11 protein-coding genes are annotated in these 12139 nt (G+C 41.9%); 3 read left to right on the top strand and 8 right to left on the bottom strand.

Translation table 11 applies throughout. The annotated features are described in order from the left end of the window. Window positions 1-104: 104 nt before the first annotated feature. Window positions 105-1490, top strand: a complete 1386-nt coding sequence (locus ACS8E3_RS08015) for an adenylate/guanylate cyclase domain-containing protein (RefSeq protein WP_439243017.1) — start codon at window positions 105-107, stop codon at window positions 1488-1490. A gap of 144 nt (window positions 1491-1634) precedes the next feature. On the opposite strand, the gene fdx is transcribed toward ACS8E3_RS08015, so the two are convergent. The 8 genes from fdx to ACS8E3_RS07975 all read right to left on the bottom strand — a co-directional run bounded on the left by fdx (window position 1635) and on the right by ACS8E3_RS07975 (window position 8947). Next, window positions 1635-1973: an ISC system 2Fe-2S type ferredoxin gene (gene fdx / locus ACS8E3_RS08010; RefSeq protein WP_439243015.1), complete on the bottom strand. Its 339-nt coding sequence runs from the start codon at window positions 1971-1973 to the stop codon at window positions 1635-1637. Window positions 1974-2056: 83 nt separating this feature from the next. Further along, window positions 2057-3934, bottom strand: a complete 1878-nt coding sequence (gene hscA, locus ACS8E3_RS08005) for a Fe-S protein assembly chaperone HscA (protein ID WP_439243014.1) — start codon at window positions 3932-3934, stop codon at window positions 2057-2059. Between the two features lie 219 nt (window positions 3935-4153). Next, the gene (gene hscB, locus ACS8E3_RS08000; RefSeq protein ID WP_439243012.1) at window positions 4154-4744 is read right to left on the bottom strand and encodes a Fe-S protein assembly co-chaperone HscB; all 591 of its coding nucleotides are present in this window, start codon (window positions 4742-4744) and stop codon (window positions 4154-4156) included. Between the two features lie 204 nt (window positions 4745-4948). Next, entirely contained in the window at window positions 4949-5269 is a 321-nt protein-coding gene (gene iscA / locus ACS8E3_RS07995) for an iron-sulfur cluster assembly protein IscA (protein WP_439243010.1), read from the bottom strand. Window positions 5270-5452: 183 nt separating this feature from the next. Continuing rightward, window positions 5453-5863, bottom strand: a complete 411-nt coding sequence (gene iscU, locus ACS8E3_RS07990) for a Fe-S cluster assembly scaffold IscU (RefSeq protein ID WP_439243008.1) — start codon at window positions 5861-5863, stop codon at window positions 5453-5455. Window positions 5864-6014: 151 nt separating this feature from the next. Then, window positions 6015-7241, bottom strand: a complete 1227-nt coding sequence (locus ACS8E3_RS07985) for an IscS subfamily cysteine desulfurase (RefSeq protein WP_439243006.1) — start codon at window positions 7239-7241, stop codon at window positions 6015-6017. Then, a complete protein-coding gene (locus tag ACS8E3_RS07980) occupies window positions 7238-7747 on the bottom strand; it encodes an Rrf2 family transcriptional regulator (RefSeq protein WP_439243004.1) in 510 nt (169 codons plus the stop codon). Before ACS8E3_RS07980 ends, ACS8E3_RS07985 begins: the two co-directional genes overlap by 4 nt. A 558-nt stretch (window positions 7748-8305) precedes the next feature. Beyond that, on the bottom strand, window positions 8306-8947 hold the full coding sequence (locus tag ACS8E3_RS07975; RefSeq protein ID WP_439243002.1) for a hypothetical protein: 642 nt from the start codon (window positions 8945-8947) through the stop codon (window positions 8306-8308). 602 nt (window positions 8948-9549) lie between these two features. On the opposite strand from ACS8E3_RS07975, the gene ACS8E3_RS07970 reads away from it, so the two are divergent. Beyond that, window positions 9550-9822: an HU family DNA-binding protein gene (locus ACS8E3_RS07970; protein WP_025647025.1), complete on the top strand. Its 273-nt coding sequence runs from the start codon at window positions 9550-9552 to the stop codon at window positions 9820-9822. A gap of 398 nt (window positions 9823-10220) precedes the next feature. Further along, a complete protein-coding gene (locus tag ACS8E3_RS07965) occupies window positions 10221-12095 on the top strand; it encodes a SurA N-terminal domain-containing protein (protein ID WP_439243000.1) in 1875 nt (624 codons plus the stop codon). Window positions 12096-12139: the final 44 nt, after the last annotated feature.

Here is a 12139-nt window from a genome sequence, read left to right as displayed (position 1 = left end):
ATCACGTTTCAATAATCATAAGTTTCCGGTTATCTGAAATATTATGATTATCCCTTCTTCTGTAAGAATATTTTTTACGGTTACTCAATAAAGCGAATAAAAGCATGTCAATTTTAGAGATGTTAAAACCGAGATTTTCACTAAAAACCAGTGAAGGTTTTAATTTTAACTATCCTGAGGTTTATGTGTTGCTACTGAGCGTAGCTCTAATTGCCTTACATTTTGAGTTCAGCCCAACTTCGATGGCACTATTTGTCATTATCTCTTTACCTAGCTTGATGATTCTTATTTATAACTACCGGCGTCTCTCAAACTTTTGGACTTCGAATGCGGTTGTTGTTTTATTAGCGACAGTGATTGGGGTAATGCAATTTTGCATAGTGATTGCTTTGAGTTTAGCTCTTTTGATTGCTGTGCGCATCATTATTAGCGCAGCAGAGAACCGCGCTAAGCTTTTGATGGCAGCTACTATCACTATGGTTATTTTTTATTATGTTAGTATCACTTTAAGTGGTTCTAACATAGATTGTGACCAAGGCTTCGTACCGCCTACAATTCTTTTTGCTAGTATATTGGTTGTACTCGGGCAGTTTTGGTTTTTTTATAATAAGTACATCAACTATAGTATGGCAATAGAGCAGTCTAAAGGCAGACTTAGCACAATGGTGTCAGTGATTAGTAAGTTGACGCGCTTTGTACCGCCGCAGATATGGCAACCTATTGTTAAGTCGAATAGCGAGGTTCAAGTCGCTAATAAACGCGCTAAGCTGTCCATTATGTTCTCAGATATTGTCGGCTTTACTGAACTATCAGATAGCCTAAGCGCTGATAATTTAGCCGATATTTTGAATACTTATATGGAAGTGATGACTAGTATCGCTAATAAGCACGGAGCGGTATTAGATAAGTTTATTGGCGATGGTATGGTTTGCTTCTTCGGTGAGCCCAATAGTCGCGGAGTACGTCAAGACGCGCTAGATTGTGTGGCGATGGCGATAGATATGCGCCGTGAGATGCGCTCGCTGAGACAAAAATGGCGATTGATGGGTTTTGATGGTTTATACGTACGTATTGGTATTACTACCGGCTACTGCCATGTCGGTAATTTTGGTAGTAGTAGTCGTTTAAATTATACTATTATCGGTAGAGAAGCCAATCGGGCAGCGCGTTTAGAGCAAGCCGCTGGCAATGATGAGATTTTAATAAGCCAAGCGACTTATGACTATATTTGCCATGATTATCAGTGTAAGTATGCTGTCAGCTATAAATTAAAAGGTTTTGATGATGTGATTCGTGCTTGGCAGGTTCTGGATCCCGACGTCGATAAGGATGAGTCGTCCAAATGGGTCGATCATACTCTGCCTGGTTTTAATCTACATCTCAACTTCAAGGATATGAAAAACTATGATTATCAAGAGATTAGAAATCGTCTAAACTTCGCGCTAGAGCGCCTCGAAAAAGAAGAGAGTGATTCAGTGTCAGGTCAATAAATATATCAACCCCTATTTTAAAGCTTTACTGGTAAGAACTTTAAAGTAAAAAACCCAGCGACTCTAATAGAATCGCTGGATTGTTGTATTTACTTCTTCTAATGTAAGACAATCTCATCATTAATAGATGGATAGTAGAATGGTTTAATGGTTTTCTTTGGCATGGTTCAAAGTATATTTGGGTATCTCGATAGTTAAGTCGTCATCTTCGACAGTGACTTGGCAAGATAGACGAGAATCAGGCTCAAGCCCCCAAGCGCGATCTAATAAATCAGCTTCAATATCGTCCATCTCATCTAAACCATTGAAGCCTTTGCGTACGACGACGTGACAAGTGGTACAGGCTTTGGACATCTCGCAAGCATGTTCAATTTTGATGCCTTTTTCGAGTAACGCTTTACATAAGTTACTACCAGTCTCAAGCTCAACTTCAGTGCCTTCAGGACAAATCTCGTGATGGGGAAGTACAGTAATCTTTGGCATAAATAATCTATCCACGATTTATTAATTAAAAGTGTATGGGGTAATATAGTTAAAAGTCTCTGTCGCAAGCGCTCGTTTTCTGGCTACCAGTCAGTTGCACTAGTGCCCGCCATATTAGTCTTGACGCTTTGATTCATGATGCTAGCAGCAAAAGCATCGCTTAGAGGTTTGAGCTTAGCTTGTTGTGCCTCGATATGGGCTAAATCATCAGTGGTAAGCGCCTGTTGTAGGTCTTGCATTTGTGTCGTTAATGCCTGTTTAGCGTCTGCAGTGAGTAAATTGTCAAAATCACCCAGCGCTGATTGTAGCGCTAATAGCTCGCGTTCAGCTTCGACTTTTGTTTCAATCAAAGAGCGCGCGTTCTTGTCTTCTTCAGCGTGCTTAAAACCTGCTACTAAAAGCTGCTCTTTTTGCTCATCAGATAAGCCGTAGGATGGGGTGATCTCGATCTGGCTTTCAGTACCCGTACTTGTTTCCTGCGCGCTCACAGTCAGCTGTCCGTTAGCATCGATGCTAAAGGTCACTTCGATACGGGCAAAGCCAGCTTTCATCGGCGGAATACCGTAGAGCTCAAAGCGCCCTAATGAGCGGCAATTTTCCACCGTTTCACGCTCACCTTGAACCACATGGACCACTAAGCCTGTCTGCCCATCTTGATAGGTGGTAAAAGTTTGTCGTTTTTTAACAGGAATGGGCGTATTACGCGGAATGAGCACTTCAACTAAGCCGCCCATCGTCTCAAGCCCAAGCGATAATGGCGTAACGTCAAGCAAAAGTAGATTATTATCGCTATTACCGTTGACAAGCTGATGCGCTGTTTGCGCGGCGCCTAAAGCGACTACTTCATCAGGATTAAGACGAGATAGCGGCTGCTTGGCAAAAAAGTCAGCTACCGTATTCTGAATAGTCGGCATACGCGTAGAGCCACCAACCAAAACCACTTCGTCTAAGTCTTTGACTGATAGTTGCGCATCGCGTAGCACTTGCTCGCAGACTGTTAAAGTCCGGCGGCTAACAGGCTGTGCAATAGCAAGTAAATCTTCGTGAGTTAATAGGCCTTGAAAAGTTTGCTCATTGATAGTGATATCAACATCTACTTGCGGGCTATCCGTTAGCGCCTGCTTATAGGCTTTAGCCTGCTGAGCTAAGATAGATTTATCATGGCGACTAACCTCAGCAGGATCTATACTGAGCTGCTTGATCAACCAATTAACCAATAAGCGGTCAATGTCATCGCCGCCTAACGCACTATTGCCACCGGTAGCTAAAACTTCAAACACGCCATCGGTAAGTTTCAAAATAGACACATCAAAAGTACCACCACCCAAATCATATATCAGGTAGTAGCTTTCAGTATCATCCTGATTAGGCTTATCGAGACCATAGGCAACTGCAGCGGCAGTCGGCTCATTGAGTAGTCTTAATACCTTAATACCGGCCGCTTGAGCAGCATCTTTGGTAGCTTGACGCTGAGCTTCATCAAAATAGGCCGGTACGGTAATGACAGCGCCTTCAATACTATCGGCAGGCAGAGCCTCGATTGCGCGCTCATTTAGCGCAGCTAGTATACGTGCTGATACTTCTACTGGTGAGACATCCCCTTGCGCAGTCACAAATGCCGGCATAGCGTTTTCACTACCGCTGAGCTCATAAGGGTGTGAAAACTTTATGTCTGCTTGACTGCGACCCATAAAGCGCTTAGCGGAGATAATAGTATTCTTAGGATCATCTGCAAGATGAGCTAACGCCTCAGAGCCAACTAAAGGCGTCCCAGTAACAGGGTAGTAAACCACAGAAGGAAGGAGCGTATCCGTATTTTGCTGTGCTGGCAGGACTTGCGCTTTGCCTGAACGGACGACTGCTGCTAATGAACGCGTGGTTCCTAGATCAATACCAAGGCCAAAACGATGTTGGTGAGGCTGGGCACTTTGATTGGGTTCAGCAATTTGCAATAAAGACATAAGACGGCTCAAAAGTAAAAGTGAAAAATAAGAGAGTAATAATGACAGCAGCTATAAAGGTCTATTGTTATTACATCCTCTAAGACCAGACTAAGTCATGCAGATTATACGTCATTACTGCCATTACCGTAACTCCGGCAACGGTTATATAGGTATAAAGGCTAAAGACGATTAATAACAGTAAAATATGAATAGAGAATATATGTCTAACTCTTACTCTTAAACATACAGGTCGTCGTCGTCTGCTTGTTCAGCGTTAGCGAGTTCATCAAGCGCTATAGTGATATCGGCATTGAGCTTGACTAAGAACTTTAGCTTTTGGGTCGCATCGATTGCTGTTTGCCACTGCTGCTGCTGATAGGCGTTTATGAAGCGAGTTGACTGCTCATCTAGGCGGCTAGTAATCTGCGGATGGAGTTGCTGTAGACTTGAGCGTTCTTTGTCCTCAATAGCGGTCTCTAAATCAATACGTAGATCCATTGCATCATCAAGGAACTCTAAATCAGCAATAGAATGCTCTAAGGTCTGTGCTTGCCCAGCCATGTCTAACAGATAAGCGGCTCGGCTATCTGGATGACGCAAAATTTGATAGGCCTGATTGATAACGGCTGACGCTTGTCCAGACTGCTGTAAATTATCACTATCAGTAGCTTGAGTTTTGGTGATATTGTCAGGATGATAGCGCTTTTGTAGCAAGCGCAGACGCTGATCCAACGCTTGCTGAGATAATTCAAACTGTACAGGCTGCTCAAATAAAGCAAAAAAATTGTCGAACTGAGCGTCTGACTGCATATTGTTATCTGAAGTCATATTTTGACCTTTATGAAAAGTTATACTCATTTATTATTATATTTTAGAATTAGTTGCTATTAAAAGACGAGCTACTATAACCCGCCGGTTTTTCAATCAAGAGTCAAGTATTAGTCACACTATTACTCAAAAAAAAAGCGAATCATTTTAAGTTTATTCAACTGTAGGACTGTGCTTGTACACTCTAGCAAACAAGCTAAACCATCATACGGTAAATGATTCACCGCAGCCACATTCGCCTTTTTGATTAGGGTTAGTGAACTTAAAGCCCTCATTCAACCCTTCTTTTTCGTAGTCCATCAACAGACCATCGAGATAGACCAAGCTTTTTGGATCGATGAAAATACTAACACCGCGACTATCATAACGCGTATCGTTATCGTCGGGAGTATCTACAAACTCCAAAACATAGGCCAAACCTGAGCACCCTGCAGTACGAATACCGACACGGATACCTTCACCTGTGCCGCGATTGTCTAAAAACTCTCGAACATGCTGAGCGGCGCGTTCTGTCATTTCAATCATGCCAACTCCTATTGTTTATCAATAACTGCTACTGTTAATAATCGATATTATGATAAGTAAACTCATCAGTAAGGTATAAAATAAAGGTGACAATGGCATAAGCTTTATTGTCACCTCCAAAGTCTAGAGAGCTAAGCGCTCTATAGACTCATTATAAAGATAGTATGCCTTGAACTAAGCAGCTTAGTGCGCGACTTCTTCTTGTACATCGCTGGTGCCATGCTTACCTTTATAGTCACTAATCGCTGCTTTAATAGCATCTTCTGCTAATACTGAGCAATGCACTTTGACGGGTGGCAGAGCTAGCTCTTGAGCGATATCATTGTTTTTTATCTCACTCGCTTGATCTAAGCTTTTGCCTTTTAGCCACTCAGTTACCAGCGAGCTTGAAGCAATAGCGGAGCCGCAACCATAAGTTTTAAAACGGGCATCTTCAATGATACCGTTATCGCCAACCTGAATCTGTAAGCGCATAACGTCACCACAGGCTGGAGCACCAACCATACCGGTACCAACATTTTCGGCATTTTTATCAAGGTTGCCGACATTGCGAGGGTTTTCGTAATGATCAATAACTTGGTCACTATAAGCCATGGGTTTTCTCCTGGTTAGACGATGAGTTATGAAGCATTCTAGTGTTACTGCTTCGATGACTCATCTGTAATTGGGGTCAAACGTATTAATAATCTGTATTTTTATTTACTTATTGTGCTTAATATTCATCGTACTTGAACTTGCGGCTATCTTAGTGCTCAGCCCATTCAACTGAGTCTAAGTCTACGCCGTCTTGATACATATCCCAAAGTGGCGATAGAGCACGTAATTTATCAACGGCGCTATGCATTTGCGAGAGTACTGTATCGATATCTTCTTCAGTAGTATAGCGGCCAAAGCTGAAACGAATAGAGCTATGCGCTAATTCATCAGAGCGGCCAATAGCGCGCAATACGTAAGAAGGTTCAAGCGTTGCTGAAGTACAAGCAGAACCTGAAGAGACCGCTAAATCTTTTAGCGACATCATTAAAGATTCCCCTTCAACAAAATTGAAGCTAATATTAACGATATTAGGAACACTGTGTTCAAGATCACCGTTCAAATAGATCTCTTCAATATCTTGCAAGCCATCCCATAACTTCTGACGCAGCTTGGCAACGTGCGCATGATCTTCTTCGCGCTTTTCTTCAGCTAAGCTAAAGGCCGCGCCTAAACCAACAATCTGATGCGTTGGCAGAGTACCTGAACGCATACCGCGCTCGTGGCCACCACCGTGTTGCTCAGCTTTTAGCCGTACACGTGGTTTACGGCGAACAAATAAAGCGCCGATACCTTTAGGGCCATAAGCTTTATGACCTGAAAAACTCATTAAGTCAACTTTGGTCGTCTCGACATCGACTTTTATTTTGCCTATGGCTTGAGCGGCATCAACATGGAAGATAACGCCTGCTTCGCGAGTGATTTCACCGATAGCGGTGATGTCAGTAATCGTGCCAAGCTCATTATTGACCGCCATTAGTGAGACTAAAATAGTGTCCTCACGTAACGCTTCTTTAACTTGCTCTGGTAGTATCAGCCCTGTACCTTTTTGCGGCTCAAGATAAGTAATTTCAAAGCCTTCTTGTTCAAGCTCACGGCAAGTATCTAGTACCGCTTTGTGCTCAATTTTACTCGTGATAATGTGCTTACCACGCGAATGATAGAAATGAGCCGCGCCTTTAATGGCTAAGTTATCAGATTCGGTTGCGCCTGAGGTAAAGACAATCTCACGCGGATCAGCGTTGATCACTTCTGCAACTTGTCCGCGCGCTGTTTCCACGGCTTCCTCTGCTTGCCAACCGTAACCATGCGAGCGTGAAGCTGGGTTGCCAAAGATACCATCTACCGTTAGATATTCGCTCATTTTTGCAGCAACGGGCTGAGCAACAGGGGTAGTAGCGGCGTAGTCTAAGTATATTAAATTATTATGTTGGCTCATGCTGGGTTTGCCTCGCTAGTCGATAAAGTAATGGTATTGATGTCTTTTAATGAAATCTCTTTAGAGGAGCTGTGCTGACGCTCTGAAATCGATTGCACATTTTCCATATCTAATAGTTGTGCTAAAGTTATATTTTTCAAGTACTGCTCAATATGATTTGACAAAGCGCACCATAAATCATGAGTCAGACACATAGTGCCGCCTTGGCAGTCGCCTCGCCCTTCGCATTGCATAGCATTAACGGATTCATCTACGGCTGAGATGATGCTCATGACATCAATCTCGTTTAGAGGCTTTGATAAATAGTAACCTCCAGCAGCACCGCGAATACTAGTGACCAATCCTCGTTTACGTAACTTAGAGAACAGCTGCTCAAGATAGGAGATCGATATTGATTGTCGCTTAGCGATGTCAGATAAAGATACTGCACTATCTTGTTGACTGGTCTGCAGTGCCAAATCTAGCAGTGCAGTGACGGCATATCTGCCTCGGGTAGTTAAACGCATGAAAGATCTCCAAACTGATTAGTAGTAAGCTTAAGTAGGTAAAGTGCTGCTTTTAACATTCCAGTATTGGACTGGTTATGTCTTAAACCTATTGCCCCAACGAATAGCTTGAAACCAACGAGTTAGTCGCTGATGAACAACAAACTAATGGTCAGTAAGTCATACGCTATGGCTATCTCACAACAGATGGTTAATCCAATAAATGTCGCGATAGAAGTATTATACTTAATCCTGAGTAATTTAGTCAAGATTAAAGTGTTGTTGAAGCATTAATTAAATTTAAGGTAACGATTAATAATATTAATTGATGAGAATGCCAACAAAATCAATATACTACTGTTACTTCTATATTGAGAATAGCAGGGATGGTCACTAATCACGAGAAAGGGGGAAAAGAGGAGCTTTTGAATCAAGCTGCTTGGTATAGTAATGCTCAAGAGGAAGTAAATAATGATAAGATACATAATAGTAGAGCAAGCACTACTACTATGTATCTTTAAGATGAAGGACTAGTATTTATCGCTTACAGTTATATGCTTAAAATATAGCCGTTTATTATTAATTTACAAAAAAAGCAATAACAGCGATTAGAGCAATGACTGCCGCTACAACAGTAATAATTGTTAGAAGCTTTTGTTTACTCTGCAACTCTTTAAGAGTAGTTTCAAGCTCACGGTTCTTTATGGTGAGTGTATTAATTTGCGTTTGCTGTTCAGCGATGCGCGCTTTGTAATTATCGGTTTTTTCCTGCTTTTCAGCATCACTAGGTTTGGTTTTTCCACTACCTTTTATTTTTTTGATGAGTCCTTGAATGATGCCGCCTAAACCCATTTGCATAATAAACTGTTTAACCAGTTGTACTTGAACCACTTCCCCGCGTACTTGCAGCTTTTCAGTAGTCTCGACATCATGAGTGGTTAGCGCATTAATCACTTGAATACTATAAGCATTGATAATGACATCAGGCTCACTACGATCTGCCGGCATGCTTGCATCTAATAGCACCCCTTTATAGCTGAAAGTGGCAAACACCTCGACATGAGGTAAGTACAAGCGCAAACACACTAACGTATTTTGTTTAGCCAAAGGGTATGCTGCTTTACGTAGCTCAGGATCTAAGCGTAATAATAACGTCATTGCTGATTCAATAAAAACCAAAATGATATTGAGCAGAGAATGAGACAATGTAGAACGCTTCATGTCAATTATCCATAGTTATGGGGTGAATTATCGGGAGTAACGAAATAGTGAGCAAAGCAATAATAATGCAAATTCTTGCTAAGAGTAGCGTAAAAACGCGGATTGTCAAAATTAATATGTGTCCTAGCGTTTTTAATTTAGCTGCTTAGTCCGTTTAGATTAGCCAGTTTAGGATTGCTGCAGCTATGCTGTTGCTCCCATACTGACAAACTTATCATAAAAATAATGTTATCTGGTGTCAGTAACCGAATTGTTGCTCTGCTAGCAATGTCATTGGGTCTAGAAAATAAATCATTCACAGAATTAGCAATTAAAATAATGAGTTAGACGAGCTGATTAGAGATAAAAAGTAACACCGATAAAAATAGGGGCAAGAAAGTTACTGGTATTTTACGTAACGTTAAGTGTCGAATGCGTTGTAGCGTACACAAAAAAATGTAAAATCGCTTGCGCTCCCTATGCTGCCTTGATATAAAGACTTTAATAAAGCGTAACCCACAAACACGTAAGCCTATAGTTATCGTTATTGCTTAAGCACCATCAGAGCGATACAATAGCTATGGTTAACGTTTATTACAGCCCTTAAACTTGAAGGAAATTTTATGAATAAGTCAGAATTAATTGATAGCATTGCAGACAAAAGCGGTCTAAATAAGACTCAAGCTGGTGATGCATTGAACGCTGTTATGGAAAGCGTTGGTGAAGCACTAGAAGCTGGCGAGAGCATCTCACTAGTAGGCTTTGGTACTTTTAGTGTTAAAGATCGCAAGGCACGCACTGGCCGTAACCCTAAGACTGGTGAAGAATTGGCTATCCCAGCTAGTAAAGTACCTAGCTTTAAAGCCGGTAAAAACCTAAAAGAGCGCTTAAACTAAGCCATACTCTAAGCAGTGTCAGTGTTATTAGTTAGTACCGTCTTTTTATGTTCATTGAGCTAATATTTATGACTCTAACTATATTGAGATAACACTGCAAATAGCACAAAAAAAGCATCTTTAATTGAGGTGCTTTTTTTATGGGTAAAAAAGCTATGAAAGGCGAGACGAATATTTTGAGTCTATTGCAAAAATCACGTATCATAGGCGCGCAGGTCTAGCTTGCTCAATCGCTGAAATAGCAGTCATTCTCTTCTCTTTAGCATTGATATGTTTTGCCTTAATACTTATATATTGACAAGTATTGTATATTATTGATTCTGACCATTATCGATCTTATTAAGACTGATACTATTATAATGGTTCTCCCAACACGGTTTAATAAAGCAGAAATAATTATGGATAAATTGCGCGATTTTTTGAAAACTTGGCCCGGTCGCATTTTATTGATTTTATGCCTAGCGCCATTAGCGCTGTTGGGTGTTGAGAGCTATTTTGGCGGGAGTGTTGATCCCAACCAAATCGCTCAGGTAGGAGAGGCTAGCGTTGGACTTAGCGAGTACCAGTCTGCGGTGAACAGTCGACGTGCTGAGCTGTTGGATCAAGTCGATGATGCCAGTTTGATAAATGAAGACGTGCTACATGAGCAAGTCTTAAAGGGTCTGATTGATCGCACACTACTTGAGCAGCAAGCTGGTAAGCTGGGTATGACCGTATCTGATGACACAATCAATCGCTTATTGTTGCAAGAAGAGATATTTAAAGACGCAGAGGGTAACTTCTCAAACGATCAATTTTCGAACTTTTTGCGTCAGCGCGGGATGACCAAAGATCAGCTATTTGCAGAGTTTCGCAATCAGTTGAGTCTAGATCAGCTTAATGCCAGTATCGTAGGAACGGCTATTTATCCGATGCGCGCTGTCAATCAGCTGATCGACTTGCAACTTGAAACCCGTAAGGTTTGGCTTCATCGCTTCAATTGGCAGGACTATCAACAGCAAGTAAAAGTCACGCAAGCGGATGTAGAGACTTATTATAATGCCAATAAAAACAAGCTAAAAAGCGACGCTATGGTCGATCTTGCTTATATTCAGCTGATACCGGCGAACATCGAAGTCAATCAAGTAACTTCAGAAGAGTTAGAGCAGCAGTATGAAAGCTATAAGCAGCAGCTTGGTGTGGTTGATGAGCGCATGATTAGCCAGATCCTTTTGAGTGGTGATGATGCCAAAGCGCGCGCCGATAAAGTGCTCGCTGAGCTTAAGCAAGGCGCTGATTTTTCTACGCTTGCCAAACAGTATTCTGATGATCCTACTGGCACTAGTGGCGGCGCTATCGGCCGTTTTAACCCTTCGGTATTTGGCAATGATGCGGCTAAGGTTGAAGACGCGCTTGAAGGATTAGAAGTAGGAGAAGTTAGTCCAGCCGTTAATACGAGCTTTGGTTACCAAATCTTCAAGGTCACTGCAGACAATGGCGGCGATGTGCCTACTATGGAGAGTATGCGTGAAGAGCTGACTGCCAAAGCCAAAGAGTACAAGCGTCAGACTATTTATGCGGATAAAGTCACTGCGATTAATGATCTAGCAGCAGATGGCTTTAGTATTGAGGATATCGCTCAACAAGAAAATGTGACGCTTAAACGCATCAAAGACTACCGTAAACAAAATAACACTTCAGTACTAGCGCAGCCGGCAGTTATCAAGCAAGCCTTTGATGAATTTACGATTCAAGATCAAGCGGTGACGACTGGTATTGAAGTCGGTAATGGTATGGTCTGGGCGCAGCCGAGTAACTATCGTCCTACTGAGACTTTGAGCTTAGCCGCTGCCAAGCCGATCATCACTCAGACCTTGCTCAAACAAAAAGCCAGTGCTCTGGCTCTAGCTGATGCCAAAAAGACAGCCGCCGCTATTGATACTGTCGATGATATCGCCAAGCAAAACGTGACTTTTCAAGCGTTAGGTGAAATTACTCGTCAGACACCTTTATTATCTGATAAAGAGCGCGGCCTTGCGTTTAGTAAGCAAGCGCCTATGAATGGGGTAGTTGCCATAGCGAGTACTACGGAAGAGGGTGCGTCAGTATTAGTGGGTGATCATATAGAAACTCAGGGCGAATCACAGTTATCGGCAGCAGAAAAATCACAAACCGCTGCTATTATCCGTGATAATTTAGGTCAGGATCAGTTGCAAGATTACTTAGACTACTTACGCTTAGTCTATAATGTTGAGATCAATGAGGCGAATATGGCTAACGCTCAAGTTCGCTAAATAGAAGAATAATCATAAAAAAGCCACCGTCGATACGGTGGCTT

This window comes from Psychrobacter sp. 2Y5 (genome assembly GCF_051847375.1).
GTDB lineage: Bacteria > Pseudomonadota > Gammaproteobacteria > Pseudomonadales > Moraxellaceae > Psychrobacter.
This window is presented reverse-complemented; position numbering and strand designations above follow the sequence as displayed.

Excerpts from the sequence above, each read along its gene's own strand:
- ACS8E3_RS08015 (WP_439243017.1), top strand. The coding sequence starts at position 105 with ATGTCAATTTTAGAGATGTTAAAACCGAGATTTTCACTAAAAACCAGT.
- fdx (WP_439243015.1), bottom strand. The coding sequence starts at position 1,973 with ATGCCAAAGATTACTGTACTTCCCCATCACGAGATTTGTCCTGAAGGC.
- hscA (WP_439243014.1), bottom strand. The coding sequence starts at position 3,934 with ATGTCTTTATTGCAAATTGCTGAACCCAATCAAAGTGCCCAGCCTCAC.
- hscB (WP_439243012.1), bottom strand. The coding sequence starts at position 4,744 with ATGACTTCAGATAACAATATGCAGTCAGACGCTCAGTTCGACAATTTT.
- iscA (WP_439243010.1), bottom strand. The coding sequence starts at position 5,269 with ATGATTGAAATGACAGAACGCGCCGCTCAGCATGTTCGAGAGTTTTTA.
- iscU (WP_439243008.1), bottom strand. The coding sequence starts at position 5,863 with ATGGCTTATAGTGACCAAGTTATTGATCATTACGAAAACCCTCGCAAT.
- ACS8E3_RS07985 (WP_439243006.1), bottom strand. The coding sequence starts at position 7,241 with ATGAGCCAACATAATAATTTAATATACTTAGACTACGCCGCTACTACC.
- ACS8E3_RS07980 (WP_439243004.1), bottom strand. The coding sequence starts at position 7,747 with ATGCGTTTAACTACCCGAGGCAGATATGCCGTCACTGCACTGCTAGAT.
- ACS8E3_RS07975 (WP_439243002.1), bottom strand. The coding sequence starts at position 8,947 with ATGAAGCGTTCTACATTGTCTCATTCTCTGCTCAATATCATTTTGGTT.
- ACS8E3_RS07970 (WP_025647025.1), top strand. The coding sequence starts at position 9,550 with ATGAATAAGTCAGAATTAATTGATAGCATTGCAGACAAAAGCGGTCTA.
- ACS8E3_RS07965 (WP_439243000.1), top strand. The coding sequence starts at position 10,221 with ATGGATAAATTGCGCGATTTTTTGAAAACTTGGCCCGGTCGCATTTTA.